The organism is Pseudoalteromonas luteoviolacea, assembly GCF_000814765.1.
GTDB classification, from domain to species: domain Bacteria; phylum Pseudomonadota; class Gammaproteobacteria; order Enterobacterales; family Alteromonadaceae; genus Pseudoalteromonas; species Pseudoalteromonas luteoviolacea_H.
This window is the reverse complement of sequence record NZ_JWIC01000010.1, coordinates 538,571-554,084: the sequence shown is the minus strand read 5'-3', so window position 1 is coordinate 554,084 and position 15,514 is coordinate 538,571. Positions and strand designations below refer to the sequence as shown.

15 protein-coding genes and 1 tRNA gene are annotated in these 15,514 nt (G+C 41.4%); 12 read left to right on the top strand and 4 right to left on the bottom strand.

Features of this window, described 5'->3' with window-relative positions; translation table 11 throughout:
• Positions 1 to 20 precede the first annotated feature (20 nt).
• From hscA to JF50_RS23955, 10 genes are all read left to right on the top strand, one after another.
• On the top strand, positions 21 to 1,883 hold the full coding sequence (gene hscA, locus JF50_RS24000; protein ID WP_039611800.1) for a Fe-S protein assembly chaperone HscA: 1,863 nt from the start codon (positions 21 to 23) through the stop codon (positions 1,881 to 1,883).
• 1 nt (position 1,884) lies between these two features.
• The gene (gene fdx / locus JF50_RS23995; RefSeq protein ID WP_039611799.1) at positions 1,885 to 2,223 is read left to right on the top strand and encodes an ISC system 2Fe-2S type ferredoxin; all 339 of its coding nucleotides are present in this window, start codon (positions 1,885 to 1,887) and stop codon (positions 2,221 to 2,223) included.
• Positions 2,224 to 2,286: 63 nt separating this feature from the next.
• Positions 2,287 to 3,726 (top strand): NAD-dependent succinate-semialdehyde dehydrogenase, encoded by a 1,440-nt coding sequence (locus JF50_RS23990; protein WP_080760342.1) that lies wholly within the window; start codon positions 2,287 to 2,289, stop codon positions 3,724 to 3,726.
• Positions 3,727 to 3,863: 137 nt separating this feature from the next.
• Positions 3,864 to 4,751 (top strand): sugar phosphate nucleotidyltransferase, encoded by an 888-nt coding sequence (locus tag JF50_RS23985; protein WP_039611798.1) that lies wholly within the window; start codon positions 3,864 to 3,866, stop codon positions 4,749 to 4,751.
• A gap of 43 nt (positions 4,752 to 4,794) precedes the next feature.
• Positions 4,795 to 5,862: a phosphotransferase enzyme family protein gene (locus tag JF50_RS23980; protein ID WP_039612180.1), complete on the top strand. Its 1,068-nt coding sequence runs from the start codon at positions 4,795 to 4,797 to the stop codon at positions 5,860 to 5,862.
• A 346-nt stretch (positions 5,863 to 6,208) separates the two neighbouring features.
• Positions 6,209 to 7,579, top strand: a complete 1,371-nt coding sequence (locus tag JF50_RS23975; protein WP_039611797.1) for a Gfo/Idh/MocA family protein — start codon at positions 6,209 to 6,211, stop codon at positions 7,577 to 7,579.
• A 70-nt stretch (positions 7,580 to 7,649) separates the two neighbouring features.
• Positions 7,650 to 8,150 carry a nuclear transport factor 2 family protein gene (locus tag JF50_RS23970; RefSeq protein ID WP_039612179.1) on the top strand — a complete coding sequence of 167 codons (501 nt, stop codon included), beginning with the start codon at positions 7,650 to 7,652 and terminating at the stop codon, positions 8,148 to 8,150.
• Between the two features lie 73 nt (positions 8,151 to 8,223).
• Complete coding sequence (locus JF50_RS23965) at positions 8,224 to 8,478, top strand: YkoF family thiamine/hydroxymethylpyrimidine-binding protein (RefSeq protein ID WP_039611796.1); 255 nt, start codon at positions 8,224 to 8,226, stop codon at positions 8,476 to 8,478.
• A complete protein-coding gene (gene pnuC, locus JF50_RS23960; RefSeq protein WP_039611795.1) occupies positions 8,478 to 9,098 on the top strand; it encodes a nicotinamide riboside transporter PnuC in 621 nt (206 codons plus the stop codon). Before JF50_RS23965 ends, pnuC begins: the two co-directional genes overlap by 1 nt.
• The gene (locus JF50_RS23955) at positions 9,052 to 9,906 is read left to right on the top strand and encodes a phosphotransferase (protein ID WP_080760341.1); all 855 of its coding nucleotides are present in this window, start codon (positions 9,052 to 9,054) and stop codon (positions 9,904 to 9,906) included. The genes pnuC and JF50_RS23955 overlap by 47 nt, the downstream gene beginning before the upstream one ends.
• Before the next feature lie 21 nt (positions 9,907 to 9,927).
• On the opposite strand, the gene JF50_RS23950 is transcribed toward JF50_RS23955, so the two are convergent.
• The gene (locus tag JF50_RS23950; protein WP_039611793.1) at positions 9,928 to 10,110 is read right to left on the bottom strand and encodes a helix-turn-helix domain-containing protein; all 183 of its coding nucleotides are present in this window, start codon (positions 10,108 to 10,110) and stop codon (positions 9,928 to 9,930) included.
• A gap of 209 nt (positions 10,111 to 10,319) precedes the next feature.
• On the opposite strand from JF50_RS23950, the gene JF50_RS23945 reads away from it, so the two are divergent.
• Positions 10,320 to 10,394: transfer RNA gene (locus JF50_RS23945), tRNA-Arg, on the top strand.
• Positions 10,395 to 10,424: 30 nt separating this feature from the next.
• Here JF50_RS23945 and JF50_RS23940 read toward each other — a convergent pair.
• The 3 genes from JF50_RS23940 to recQ all read right to left on the bottom strand — a co-directional run bounded on the left by JF50_RS23940 (position 10,425) and on the right by recQ (position 14,325).
• A complete protein-coding gene (locus JF50_RS23940; RefSeq protein ID WP_039611792.1) occupies positions 10,425 to 12,119 on the bottom strand; it encodes a BamA/TamA family outer membrane protein in 1,695 nt (564 codons plus the stop codon).
• Between the two features lie 70 nt (positions 12,120 to 12,189).
• Positions 12,190 to 12,489 carry a DUF3630 family protein gene (locus tag JF50_RS23935; protein ID WP_039611791.1) on the bottom strand — a complete coding sequence of 100 codons (300 nt, stop codon included), beginning with the start codon at positions 12,487 to 12,489 and terminating at the stop codon, positions 12,190 to 12,192.
• A gap of 12 nt (positions 12,490 to 12,501) precedes the next feature.
• Complete coding sequence (gene recQ / locus JF50_RS23930; protein WP_080760340.1) at positions 12,502 to 14,325, bottom strand: DNA helicase RecQ; 1,824 nt, start codon at positions 14,323 to 14,325, stop codon at positions 12,502 to 12,504.
• Positions 14,326 to 14,583: 258 nt separating this feature from the next.
• Here recQ and rarD point away from each other — a divergent pair, with 258 nt between their 5' ends.
• On the top strand, positions 14,584 to 15,483 hold the full coding sequence (gene rarD / locus JF50_RS23925) for an EamA family transporter RarD (protein WP_039612177.1): 900 nt from the start codon (positions 14,584 to 14,586) through the stop codon (positions 15,481 to 15,483).
• Positions 15,484 to 15,514: the final 31 nt, after the last annotated feature.

Genomic DNA, 15,514 nt, shown 5'->3' with positions numbered 1-15,514 from the left:
CACTTAAGTAAAAGAGTACTATGGCATTATTGCAAATTGCTGAGCCGGGGCAGAGCGCGGCACCTCACGAACATAAATTGGCAATAGGTATCGACTTAGGTACTACTAACTCTTTGGTGGCCACAGTACAAAGTGGTGAAGCCAGAGCGCTAGCGGATATTAATGGCGAAGCCATGTTGCCTTCTGTTGTTAGATATCATGCAGACAGCGTGACTGTTGGCCAACAAGCGCAGCAAGCTGCTGTAGAAGACCCAACAAATACGCTTATTTCAGTGAAACGCTTTTTAGGTAAATCCGTTTCAGAAGTAACCTCACGTTATCAAAACTTGCCTTATGAGTTCGTTGAGCACCAAGGTGCACTGGCTGTAAACACTGTGGCTGGTCCAATCAATCCAATTCAAGCATCTGCTGAAATTTTAAAATCATTACATCAAAGAGCAACAGACAGCTTTGCTGGACAAGAAATTGTGGGAAGCGTAATTACGGTACCTGCTTATTTTGATGATGCGCAAAGACAAAGCACTAAAGATGCTGCAGAAATCGCAGGTTTAAAAGTGCTACGCCTATTAAATGAACCAACAGCAGCCGCTGTCGCTTACGGTTTGGACTCTGGTCAAGAAGGTGTGATTGCTGTTTATGACTTGGGCGGTGGTACCTTTGATATTTCAATTCTGCGCTTAAACCAAGGTGTCTTTGAAGTATTGGCAACGGGTGGTGATTCAAGCTTAGGCGGTGATGACTTTGACGCAGTGCTTGTTGAACATTTTAAGTCAACATTACAACTGAGTGAATTAACACCACAAGAGCTGCGTTTACTTATTCAAAAAGCCAAAGCCTGTAAAGAAGCGTTGAGTGGGTATGAAACGGTCAATGTAAAGCTTGAACTTCGCGCTGAAGAACATTTAGTGTCTGTTACGCGTGGTCAATTTGCTGAGCTTGTTGCGCCGCTTGTAAAACAGACATTACGTGCATGTCGTAGAGCATTAAAAGATGCGGATGTGAGTAAAGAAGAAGTCTTAGAAGCGGTGATGGTGGGCGGCTCAACGCGTATGCCAGTTATTCGTGAAGCGGTTGGTGAGTTTTTTGAAAAAGAACCACTCACGTCAATTGACCCTGATCGTGTGGTTGCAATTGGCGCGGCCATTCAAGCGGATATCTTAGCGGGCAACAAACCTGATTCAGATATGCTGCTATTGGATGTTTTACCGCTATCTTTAGGTTTGGAAACCATGGGTGGCTTGGTAGAGAAGATCATTCCTCGCAATACAACTATTCCAGTCGCGCGTGCACAGGAGTTCACGACGTTTAAGGATGGCCAAACGGCGATGTCTTTGCATGTTCTGCAAGGTGAGCGCGAGTTGGTTGATGATTGCCGCTCACTGGCGAAATTCAGCCTCAAAGGCATTCCGGCGATGGCTGCAGGCGCTGCCCATATCCGTGTGACGTTTAAAGTCGATGCAGATGGTCTTTTAAGTGTATCTGCAAGTGAAAAATCGACGGGTGTGCAAGCTGAAATTCAAGTGAAACCTTCTTTTGGCTTAAGCGATGATCAGGTTGCGCAAATGCTCAAAGATTCCATGAGTTTTGCCAAAGAGGACATGCAGGCACGTATGCTTAAAGAGCAGCAAGTTGAAGCGTTGAGAGTACTCGAGGCCCTAGAAGCATCTTTGGCAACAGAGTCTGCACTATTAAATGAGCAAGAATTAATTCGCCTAAGAGAGGCGATGGCGATGTTAGATGACAAACGCCAAAATGCGTCTGATCCAGATGCAATCAAGCATGCAATTGAAGTGGTTGATGAAGCAAGTAGTGAATTTGCATCTCGCCGCATGGATGTATCAATCAAACAGGCACTGCAAGGTCAGTCAGTAGACGAGGTTTAATATGCCACAAATTATCTTTTTACCCCATGAAGAGCTTTGTCCTGAGGGCGCAGCAATTGATGCGAAATCTGGCGATACCGTATTGGATGTTGCGTTAAAAAATGGGATCAGTATTCCTCATGCATGTGAAAAGTCATGTGCATGTACGACATGTCACGTTGTGATCAGAGAAGGCTTTGACTCAATGGAAGAAAGCGATGAGCTTGAAGATGACATGCTGGATAAAGCATGGGGGTTAGAGCCTGAATCTCGTTTAGGCTGTCAAGCTGTGATCAGCGATGAAGACTTAGTTGTTGAGATACCAAAGTATAATTTGAATATCGTTAACGAAGAACACTAATATAGTGTATCGATTTGAAAGGCTGTAGTTAACCACTACAGCCTTTTTTGTTTGGAGCGTAGCATGATGTTTAACACAGGACAGACTTTACATTCAATCATCAATGGCGCAGACCATAACCGTGGTGATTTGTTATCAGTATATAACCCAGCAGATGGCTCTTTGTTGGCGAATGTAACACAAGCCAACATAGATGATGCAGACTTTGCTGTAGAGATTGCCAGTGGGTGCTTCGAGCAATTAAAAACAACCACAGCTCAGACGCGTAGCACCGTTTTGTATAGATGGTATCAGCTGATTATGGATAACCAATCTCGTCTGGCAGAGATCATTACCCTAGAGCAAGGCAAACCGATACAAGAGTCTAAAGCCGAAGTGGTTTACGCCGCAGGTTATGTACGCTGGTTTGCTCAGCAGGCTGAAAGATCCTATGGTACTGTCATTCCGCCTCATACGCCAAATCACCAAGTCACTTCACATAAGCAAGGGGTCGGGATTGTACTTGGGATTACGCCATGGAATTTTCCTTTGGCGATGATCACGCGAAAAGTGGCACCGGCCTATGCCGCAGGGTGTAGTTTTATTTTAAAACCCTCAGAATTGACGCCAATAAGTGCGATTGAACTGGCCAAACTAGCGTTACAAGCGGGTATCGAAGAAGGTGCTTTTCAAGTATTAGTAAGCGATAAGCCACAGACATTAATTGAACATCTGAATAGCAAATCAGCCATTAGAAAGTTAACGTTCACAGGGTCGACGCGAGTTGGCAAGTTACTTTATACCCAATGTGTGGATACCATGAAACGAGCTTCATTGGAGCTTGGAGGCAATGCGCCATTTATTGTCTTTGAAAGTGCCAACATTGAGTCTGCTGTCGATGGGTTAATGATTGCGAAGTTTCGTAACGCAGGGCAAACATGCATTGCAGCTAACCGTGTATTCGTACATCGCGATATTAAAGCTGAATTTGTTGCACAACTTAAACGTCGTGTTGCGTCGTTAAAAGTTGGGTCTGGTTTAAATGCAGACTTTGACATAGGGCCTTTGATCACTGAGGCCGCAAAGTCTAAAGCCAAACAGCTGGTTGAGGATGCCATTGAGCACGGTGCGACACAGGTTATTCAGAGCAGTGAAAAGCAGCAAGCTGGCACATTTATGTCACCCATGATCCTAGATAAAGTTAATTCAGACATGGATATCTATCATCATGAGATATTCGCCCCAGTCATCACACTGATCGACTTTGATTCAGAATTGCAAGTCATGGCGATGGCTAATGAGGTGAATGTTGGTCTGGCTGCTTATTTTTATTCGTCATGTCTAAAGCAAATCGCGCGTGTTTCGAGAGGCCTTGATTTTGCCATGCTTGGCATTAATGAGGGGGCTATTTCGAATCCAGCAGCCCCTTTTGGTGGTATGAAAGAGTCCGGTTTAGGTCGTGAAGGTGGCGCTGAAGGCATAGATGAATATTTGGAGACAAAGTACCTCTGTCAGCGAATATAAATAATGACTTTAATCATAAAATGCACAAGTCTGACAAAAAAAGCCATTTTGGAACAATGCAATTTTTGCAATTGCTTTAACTTTGTAAAAAAGCTAGGTAGACTGCGCGTTAGTTTTCAATTTTAAATTAAAATTTAATGACAAGCGCAGATATACCAACTCTGGTTGTACTGGCAGGTGGATTAGGTACCCGTTTTGGTGGTGGCAAACAGATAGCAGAGCTACCTATATTGGGTAAGACAATCATGGAGCTTAGCATAGAGGATGCCTACAAAGCTGGTATTCGACATGTTGTTCTAGTGATAAATGAAGCCGTCAGACCGGCGATAGAAAATGTGATTTTACCTCGGCTCCCAAAACCATTGAAAGTAGATTTGGCTGTGCAGTCGGTGAGTATGGTGCCATCGCGCTTTGAAGACATCGCAAATAAGCGCATGAAGCCATGGGGAACAGGGCATGCTTTGCTATGTGCAAGATCTTTTGTTGCTGGCAATGCAGTCGTGATTACTGCTGACGATTATTATGGTGCCGGGGCCTACACTCAACTATTCGCACATTTTTGTAATATAGATCAAAATACTAGCGAAATGGCGATAGTAGCCTATCCTTTATCACAAACAATGTCAGAACTTGGTGGTGTCAATAGGGGCGTATGTGCTTTGTCTGATAACTACCTTACGCAAGTGCATGAGTATTTAAATATACGTCAAGCCGATGAAGGTTATATCGGTATCTTTGACAATCAAGAAACACCAATTAAAGAGAATAGCCTTGCTTCGATGACTTGTTGGGGAGTTACTCAATCACTTTTTGACAAATTAGAGTCGCAATTTGAGCTATTCTTAGAATCTCATGACAGCGATGTCAAAAAAGAGTATTATCTACCCGATTGTATTCAGCATATGATTAATTTGAACCAAGCCTCTGTCCGAGTATATGTAGCAAAAGATAGATGGTTTGGTGTTACTTACAAAGAAGAATTAGATAGTGTCGCAGGAAAAATTTATGAACTACGTCACGGATGAATTAGCCGTAAGTTTAGTTAAAAAGCCAGTTTATAGGGTAAGTATGGAATATCGTTCGATCGCCGAGCATTTGGCTGTGCAATATGGCTTGTGCGGTGAAGAAATATCAATGAAACCGATCGGCAGTGGTCATATTAATACGACTATGCTGCTAAAAGATAGCGAACGCATGTTGGTAGTTCAAAAATTAAACACAACAGTCTTTCCTGAGCCAGAAAAATTAGTAGAAAACGCACGCTTGATAGAGCAACACCTAGTCGGTAAGTCTGGTGCAGGTGCATACGAGTTGGGTATTATCAAGCATGTCCCTACGCACTCTGGAAGGTTCCTCGTCGAATATCAAGGTGAAGTGTGGAGAGCACTTGAGTTCATTGGAAAAAGTTATAGTGAAGATGTTGTCGATTGTGCCGTAAAAGCGCAAACAGCTGCTGGTGCGTTTGGGTGTTTTGCAAAAGCATTAAACGACTTTGATGCGACAAAATTATTTCCAGTCATACCAGATTTTCATAACTTGGCGATGAGAATCGAAAAGCTAAAACAAGTGATAGAACAAGATCCTGTTGGTCGTGTAAGTGGATGTTTGGCAGATATTCAATTTTGCCAATCTCAATATGAATTGGCACATGAAGTTGAGAAAGCAGAGGCATTATTACCACTGAGAGTTTGTCATAACGACACGAAAATCAATAATATGCTGTTTGACGCATCTACCAACAAAGCTAAGGCTGTAATTGATTTAGACACTTGTATGCCAGGTTATTGGTTATATGACTTTGGCGATATGGTGCGCACTTTTTGCTCACCAGAGCAGGAAGATTCAACTAACCTGAGTAACGTAGTTGTACGTGTTGAGATTTTTGAAGCGATTGTTAAGGGTTACATTGCTGAAGTTGCAGATAACTTGACAGACGCAGAGCGTGATAGCTTAATACTGGGCGCAAAAGTTATGCCATTGATGATAGGCATTCGCTTTTTAACGGATTACCTAGATGGTGATCATTATTTTGCGACAAAACATGATGCTCACAATTTAGAGAGAGCACGAAATCAATTTGCGTTGTATCAAGATATATTACGTAAAGAACCTCAATTGAAAGCGTTAATAAACTAAATCAATCTAGGTTGTTAAATTGAGCGTCTGTCCACTCTCTTCGCAGGCGCTTTTGGTTTCTTTCACATGCTCAACCATCCAAGTATCACCGTAGAAATATTCAATTCCTTTGCGCTATTTCGTAATGCCATTGACGGGCTGCTGTGACTATTTCACAGTGCAATAATTGTTTATTGAACATCAATTAGTCGCATCTCTTTGATTCTTTCAGCTGCATAAGATAGCGTTGTCATAAATAGGGCATTCACTGACATAAATAGATGTTCCATGCGCTCTAGCTGTAAGTAATACTAAAAATAAATATAAAAACTCAAATGATAAAACAAGTTGTAATCTAGGAACCTTCATGACGCATATAAATAGAAGACATTTTCTAAAGGCTGCAGGTGTGGCAGCAGCAGCGGGTGTAGTTGCAGGCTGCGCACAGACAAATGGTCAAACTGTCGCAACGGGCTCAAAAGGTAAATCCGTTATTGGACTCATTACACCCAAAATGGATATTGTGCGTGTTGCATTCATTGGGGTCGGCCAACGTGGTTATGGTCATGTAAAACGTATGAGTCATATAGATGGCGCTGAAATTGTGGCACTTTGTGATACTCATGAAGCGGTTTTGGAACGTTCTGCGAAATTTTTAACAGATAAAGGGCTAAAAAAGCCTGCACTATACAGTACAGGAGAGTTGGCATATAAAGATATGTTAGCCCGTGACGATATTGATATTGTCATTATCTCAACGCCTTGGAAATGGCATGCGCCGATGGCCATAGACACCATGGAAAGTGGGAAACATGCATTTGTAGAAGTGCCTTTAGCACTTACAGTGGAAGAAATGTGGCAGATCGTAGATACCGCTGAACGCACGCAGAAAAACTGCATGATGATGGAAAATGTAAATTATGGCCGTGATGAGCTGATGGTTCTGAATATGGTTCGCCAAGGTCTTTTTGGTGAGCTGTTGCATGGAGAAGCAGCCTATATCCATGAGCTTCGATGGCAAATGAAAGAGCTTGAGCATAAAACAGGTTCTTGGCGCACTGAATGGCATACTCGAAGAGATGGCAACTTGTACCCTACTCATGGTTTAGGGCCAGTATCTCAGTACATGAATATTAACCGTGGGGACAGATTTGACTACTTGACTTCAATGAGTTCTCCCGCTTTAGGTCGTGCAGCATACGCTCAAAGAGAGTTTCCAAAAGGGCATCAACGTAATCAATGGGATTATATTTGTGGCGACATGAACACCACCATGATTAAAACTGTTAAAGGTCGTTCTATTGTCGTCCAGCATGATACAACAACACCTCGTCCATATTCTCGTCATAACCTAATACAAGGAACAAACGGGGTTTTTGCAGGTTTTCCAAATAGAATTGCACTAGAGCAAGGGGGAAGAGGGTCGTTCCATGACTGGGATGGTGACATGGATTATTGGTACGGTAAGTACGATCATCCGTTATGGGTGAAGATGGGTAAAGAGGCTGAACGCAACGGTGGTCACGGAGGTATGGACTTCTTGATGTTTTGGCGAATGATTTACTGTTTGAGAAATGGCGAACCTCTTGATCAGGATGTATACGATGGGGCGGCTTGGTCAGTTATTTCGCCTCTTTCTGCGCAATCAGTAGCAAACCGAAGTGAGTCAGTCTCTATACCAGACTTTACTCGCGGCCATTGGAAAACGGCAACTCCGTTAGGCATTGTGGGAGCATAAATAAAAAAGCGCCAATAGGCGCTTTTTTTATGTTTTAATCAAATTAAGAAAAACTAATTAAATGATCACAATGTACAAATTGATTTTTACCTTAATCTTTAGTTCAGTACTTTTTGGTTGTACAAGTGTACCGATTGAGACAAAAAATACAGAGCTTGAACAAACGCTTGAGCGTTACATAAGCACGTATCAAGCACGTACTGATTTTCAACGGTTTTTATCTTTTTATGCGGACGATGTCGTTTTAGAAGACATGTTATATGGCTATAAAGTCACAAGTAAGCAGCAACTAGCGGAGTTTTTCAACTGGCAGTCGCAAGACGTTTTGGTACTTAACTCTCAACATACCTTATCAATTGAACAAAAAATTGTGTCTATCGAAGAACGAACAGCTGTGTTGCGTGGTACTTTTAACCCCTTTTTATATCATGGAAAGCAACTGGGGCCATGGCGCTTTACTACGGTGTTACATTTTAATGAGCAAGGGTTGATCCGCTATCAGCAAGATTGGATTAACTATTACCCAAGAAGTTTTGTCACAAAGGCACCAAACTTAAACTTGGACAGGTGAGATATGTTTTTATATCTCAATTGCATGTACACTGCATGGTAATTTATTAACTCAAAAAAGTTTGGACCATTGTATGCAACTTTCCGTTGAAATAAGTAAGTACCCACTTCATTCTGACTATATTCCTTTCATAAAATCCTTTATTGAGCGTCTCAATAAGCATGATGGTTTAACGGTAGTTACAAATACGATGTCTACTCAGGTTTTTGGGGAGTTTGATGTCGTGATGTCAGTTATTCAGGCTGAAATGAAAGCATCCTTTGAACAATTTGGTAAGAGTGTATTTGTTTGTAAGTTTATTTCTGGCGATTTATCCCCTGAGGCATAATGGAGTTAATCACTGAAACACTTGCAGGGTTTACTGCAATGTCCAGTTGGGAGTACCTAGCTGTCGCATTATCAATACTCTATTTATTATTGGCCATTAAAGAGAACATTTGGTGTTGGCCTGCTGCGTTTTTTAGCACCGCGATTTACACCATAATGTATTGGAATGGGGCTTTAGTGATGGAGTCCTTTTTACATTTCTATTATTTGGTTATGGCATTTGTCGGTTGGTGGATGTGGCGCTCTGGCAATAAAAATACTGAGTCTAAAATTGTTTCTTGGTCGTTCTTTAAGCATGTGAAAATTATTATTGCGACCGGTATAACCGCCATTTTAATGGGATATATCACAGATAATTACACACATGCTGATCTACCTTATTTAGACAGTTTTACAACTTGCTTTGCTGTTGTTACTACTTACCTTGTTGCAAAAAAAGTGTTAGAGAACTGGTTATATTGGGTGGTTATTGATGCTGCATCTATGTATCTCTACTATTTAAAAGGTTACTACCCAACGCTTGCGTTATATGTTTTTTATACCTTCATGGCATGTTGGGGCTATATGAAGTGGTATGAAGAGCATAGTAATCGAGAGGGAAAAACAGTTGCGCAGCTTTGATGACACCGATGCGTTAGAAGCATTAGGTAGGTTGTTTCCGCATCAAAGTGTACAACAACTCAATAGGCTTGAAGCAGGGCTTAGCAATATCAATTTTTATGCTGAGCTTGGCAGCAAGCCTTACTTGCTTAAGGTGTTTAATGGTGAATTACCAGAAACAGCGTTAACTATTCAAAATAAGTTAGCGGTACAAGGCATCACTCAAGCGGTCATATGTATCGATAAAACAGAAAAATTGGCGGTTTTAGAATATCTAACCACTGTTGACGTTCCCCCTGCGATAGATAAAAAGCTGTTAGAAGTACTTGTCAAAATCCATCATTACCCAAGCCAATGTCATCATGTCCTAGATCTGGCAGCTGAAGTGCGAAAAGCGGCTAAACAGCTGCATGCTGTAAAAATAGGCGATTATTTAATATCTGAAATTAAGCACCTGACTGCTGATATTCGCTATTGTCACAATGATTTGGTCAGGGAAAATGTGCTCAATACGCCGTCAGGAATTTGCTTCATCGATTTTGAGTATGCAGGAAAGAATGATCTTTTTTTTGATTTAGCTGCGCTGTGCTGCTCTTTTGAGTTGTCATCGTTACAGTCATATCACATGTTGGTTGATTATTTTCAAATTCAATCGAGTCAGTTACCCAGTTATGCTATGAAAAAGCTTACTCTCTATGTGGGGGTGTATTTAATTTTGAGTATTGCATGGTATGAAAGCCGAGGAGAGTGCAAAGCACGTCAAAGTTTGTTAGCTCAATTTCTAGCGTGGTGCCAACACCATAATGTTGCTTTGCCTCGTAAGGTTTGATACATCACGAGGCAAGAGCTGTTAAATCCCACCTAGCCTTTTTGCTAGCTCTTTATATTTCTCAACATCTTCCTTGTCAAATATGGGCTCTCCATTCTCATCATGCTCCTTAGCAACTAATAAATTTTCTCTTGCTAGTCGCCTAACTCGCTCCACTTTTACACTTAAAAATTCAGCGACTTGCTCAGTGGTCATAGGGGTCATAATACAAATCCTCAAGATGATGTTGGTAGCTTAGCTACTAAGATCTAATTACATTTATTATTTTTGAACTTTAATCATAGCTAAATATATGACTTTTGGGGGAGTTGAGAATATTTTTTCGTATTTAGTTTAATAAATAGACATACAAACGTCTCCACACTGGTATTTCAATTGAGATGTGATTATCATGGAGCAGCTTAAGATGCTGTGCTCTCGTGGTGAAATGGATATCACGTGGCTCTCCGGAAGCTAAGTTACAGGTTCGATCCCTGTCGAGAGCGCCAGTAAATTTCTTACTCTGAATTCTTTTCTGATTAAAAACGGTTTTTTACCGTGAAATGCCATTGTACTGAATCGACACCTCGTGGTTTATCAATCGGTGCAGCAAAATCTAAGTGAAGCACTAACCTTGAGTTCGCTCTACTCGGCGCCATTCGGATCCCAAATCCCAGGTTTTTATAGAACTGATGATTTGGATTAAATAAGGCCTTACCATCTACACGGCCAATATCAAAATAAGCAGCTCCCCCAACTTTAAACAATTGAAACAGGTCATATTCCCAATAGTACCTTTTCTCTATGTTTAAGATCACGCGCCTGTCACCCTGTAAATATCTCGCAGGAAAGCCACGTAGTCCTGTTTCACCGCCTAAAGTTAATTGCTTGTCTTCAGTTAAGTTTTTACCATGTGTGATATTGAGTTGAGTATACCAAGATTGATAGTTGCCTGTATTTAGGTGGTACTCTAGGTTGAATTGCGTAATTAAATTTTCACTCTCATTACTTTCGACATTCCAATAGCCGTCGAGGGTAAAGTTAAACCTAAAAAGACCATGTTCGCTAGCGTAATGAGCTTTGCTAATTGTCGTATTAAATACCCATCTTGTATCATCGTCGCTTAAAGTCTCATTAGAGTAACCAATTTGCGTATTGATGTTCCAGCCGAGGTTTAGGTCCTCTGTGCGATATATTGAATCAAAGTTTCGAACTTTAATAAACTTTGTTTCCAGCCATTGTGTTTGAATGAAGGGGTAACTCAATTGACGCTGTTTAGCTATGGGTAATGTGGTTTCTCTGATTTTCTTGAATGAGTCTTGCTGGTCTCGGTAGCCAATAATGACTCGCCGTGTCCAGTTTGCTTCTAGCGTTTTGGCAATACCGTAGTAGATTTGGCTTGTTTTTGAATCCTGTTCAAACTCAGAAACCGTTTCCCCATTTTCATATAATGGCTCTACACGTCTATTTGCATAGTTAAAAATACCATAACTATGCGGCGTTCGAGTTGAGAAGAACGGATAATCAACGCCAATATGATGTCGCTCACCATCATCATTATCAGAGTACTCGATGCGCCCTTGGTATCTGGACGAGAGAATATTGGGGTCATCGTATACAAATAAATAACCACTTCGATCAGCGTCTTCTATATGTGTTAAAGATAAGCGCTTACCGTAACCAAATAAATTGCTTTCTCGAAAACCGACTCGGCTGGAATTTTCACCTCCACTGCGACTGAAACTGAGGTCGGGTAACAGAGTCCATAGGTCACGAGTAACCACGGTGACTTCAATATCTCCATCACAGTTTTCTATCGCAAAAATTCTTGCATCATAGAGATACGATTGCTGACGTAAAAGTCTTTCTGATTCTATAAGCAGCTGTGGATCATATTCGCTTTGTTCAGAAAACAGCAAAACGCTTTTTATTACCTCAGGCTTAGTTGTGACATGGGCTCTGTTTGCGAACCTAAATAAGGCATTATCTTCTTCAGGTAAACTCGTATCAAAAACATTAAGTTGATGCAGCTTGACGGTACTGATTTTGGCATTTTTAACGTTAGGTAATGAGTACTCTGAGCTTAATTCTAGGCTGTAGTTGTCTGCAGTTGGCTTTGTATTTGCGATATTTGTGCAGTTATCTAGTGAACGTCTTTGCTCTTGAGCACACGCTAACTGAGAGCCATAGACGTAGATAACAACAAAAAAGAAGCAAACCCGAGATATCACCATATATATGCCCAACACTACTGTTACTATCAGTATGGCTTATGTTAGGCATACATGCTCTTGCAAGTCTATATTATTGTTGTAAATTCGAACAAATTTGTGCATGCAGGCTGGAGAGTAGTTGGGATGCTTCTTGGCCCTCAGGGCAGATCCAAATACTTTCACTGTAGTGTTCAAAATTGAGTGAGAATGGTTGCTGTAAATAAGTAAAGCGCCATTGATGCCGATCTGCACCTTCATTGAATTCTAGAGTATCTAATTTGTCTACAGTCAGAAACACGCTGCCCCATAATTGAAATTCATCACTATCGGGAAACTCGTCAGGTATAACTTGTAGTGTATCTTGCGCATCTAAGCTAATGATCTTTGTCATGTATTTCTCTGCTTATTCTGCCGCCAAATAATTGCGGATTAATTGCATAAATGGTGCACCATATTTTGTGAGTTTGGTAAAGCCAACCCCTGAGACTTTCAAAAAATCACTATCATCGGTTGGCATTTTCTGAGCCATTTCAGCAAGTGTTTTATCATTGAAGACGACATAAGGAGGTACATCATCCTGATCGGCCAGCTCTTTTCGTAAACTACGTAACTTAGCAAAGAGCTTTCTATCGTAATTAAATTGTGCCAGTTTGTCTTGATAAACATGGCTTGCTTGCAGCCTTGGCTCTGCTAAATGCAGTGCATAGTCACCTTTTAAAACGGCTCTCGCGGCTTCTGTCAGCTTTAAAGTCGCGCCTTGTGTAATATCTTGAAATAATAAGCCATGATGAATTAGTTGTCTCAATACACTTAACCAATACTCATTGCTCTGATCTTTGCCAATCCCATAGGTACTCAAATTATGGTGTTGATTGTCGCGAATACGCGCGGTATTGGCGCCTCGTAAAAGATCGACGATGTAACCGAGGCCAAAGCGTTGCTCAGCACGATACACGCAAGAGAGCGCTTTTTGTGCAACGAGCGTTGCGTCAAAATGCTTTGGTGGGTTTAGGCAAATGTCACAGTTACCGCAGGGTTCTCTCTGATACTCGCTAAAATAATTCAGTAAAATTTGTCGTCGACAAGTTTGGGCTTCCGCAAAGTTAGCCATCGCGTTAAATCTTTGCTGCTCCACCTTACGACGCTGCTCGTCAGGGATATCCTCGAAAAAGCGTCTGACTCGACCAATATCCGCAGGGTCGAAATACATAATGGCTTCAGCTTCAAGGCCATCACGACCAGCTCGACCCGTTTCTTGATAGTAAGACTCGATACTCTTTGGAATATCGTAGTGCAGCACAAATCGCACATTGGGTTTATTGATTCCCATTCCAAATGCGACAGTTGCTACTACAATTTGTATATCATCACGGGCAAATGCATTTTGCACAAATTGGCGTTGCTCATTCTCCATACCAGCGTGGTAGGCTGCGGCGTTAAATCCACCTTCTGACAACTTTTCAGCTATCTCATCGACGCGTCTGCGGCTAGAGCAGTAAATAATTCCACTTTGACCTTTTTGCGTTTTTAGGTATCGCATGAGTTGTGAGAGAGGTTTGAATTTCTCTTCGATGGTATAGCGGATATTTGGTCTATCAAAGCTACCGGTATAAACAAAAGGATCAGCCAAATTAAGCTGTGAAACGATATCATTTCTTGTTGCTATATCTGCTGTCGCGGTAAGCGCCATTATAGGAACAAGTGGAAACGCTTGTTTTAATTCGTTTAGTCGGCAGTAATGAGGTCTAAAATCATGCCCCCAATGAGATACACAATGCGCTTCGTCAATGGCAAATAGTGCCAAAGGTATATTTGATAAACGCTCCAAAAAGTCTCTTTGTAACACTTTCTCAGGTGCCACATAGAGCATTCTAATTTCGCCATTGTGAAGTCGTTGATAGATCTGTTGTTGCTGTTGCCACTCAACGCTATTGTTAACAAACTCTGCGGCGATACCTTGTGCTTGTAATTGAGCAACCTGATCTTGCATCAATGAGATAAGGGGAGAAATAACAATGGTTACGCCTTGCAGCATCAATGCGGGTACCTGATAGCATAACGATTTCCCTCCTCCTGTTGGGAGTAAAACCAAGCTATCACGCCCAGTTAGGCATGCTTCTATGGCGTCTTGTTGCCCCGCGCGGAATGTTGTGTAGCCAAAATATTCTTTTAGTACAGACTGGGGGGTCAATGATTTTTGTGCAGCAAGTGTTTCCATTGCGCGCATTTTAGAGTGTTTTAGTGTAATTGTCTTCCTTTAATGATTATTCTTAAGTCGAGTTGCAGGACTTTTAATCAAGTGAACTAACTAGGTTCTAGGCAAGTTAACAGCGGACACGACTTTATGTTGGCAGCTGTTCAATACACTCTTGTAAAGAACACAATGCTGAGTACGGGAATAGAATTGGAGTTGCAAGATGGTGATGCCTCTTTATATCTGTATAATGCACGCCTTCTTCGCGTATGGGTGATAAAAAGGTGTGAAATGAAGGTCGATTCAAAGACAACGCAGGGCTATATATATGCGACGCTCGCTTTTATTATGTGGGGGTTGGCACCCATTTACTTTAAGTCAATTGAACAGGTAGAAGCACTCGAAATTTTAGTACATCGAGTTGTATGGTCTGTTGTGTTTGTGATGGTTGTGATCGGTATACGCAATAATTGGCATAAAGTGCACAGTATCTTAGTAAATCCAAAATTAATGGTGATGCTGGCTGTTACAGCCTTGCTATTAGGATTTAACTGGGGCCTGTTTATATGGGCGGTCAACAATGGATATATGTTAGATGCGAGCCTTGGTTATTATATAAATCCTTTATTGAATGTCTTGCTAGGAATGCTGTTTTTATCTGAAAGACTGAGAACAGGCCAGAAGATCGCTGTTTTGCTTGCATCAACAGGAGTTGTAATTCAATTAATCAGCTTTGGTTCTTTTCCCTATATCGCGTTTTCACTTGCTGGTTCTTTTGCTATTTACGGTTTATTAAGAAAGAAAATGGCGGTGGAGTCTCTGCCAGGATTAATCATTGAGTCAGCTATTTTGTTGCCTATCGCGGCGGTTTATTGGTTTGTCATGTCGCCAAGTGCAACAAGCGACATGTTTGCAAACAGCATTGAGCTTAACGTGTTACTGATTGCCGCAGGTGTTGTCACCACATTGCCATTATTAAGTTTTACAGCCGCAGCCAAACGATTACCGTACTCGACTCTGGGCTTTTTTCAATATATTGGACCAAGTTTAATGTTGATGTTAGCGGTCATCTTTTATGGTGAAGTATTTGATGTAGAAAGGGCCGTAACATTTGCGTTTATTTGGGGGGCGCTGATTTTGTTTAGCTTGGACTCATGGAGAGCGAGCAAGTCTAAAACGGTAAAAAGTTAATACATGTGCTATTGCCTTCTTTAGACGATAA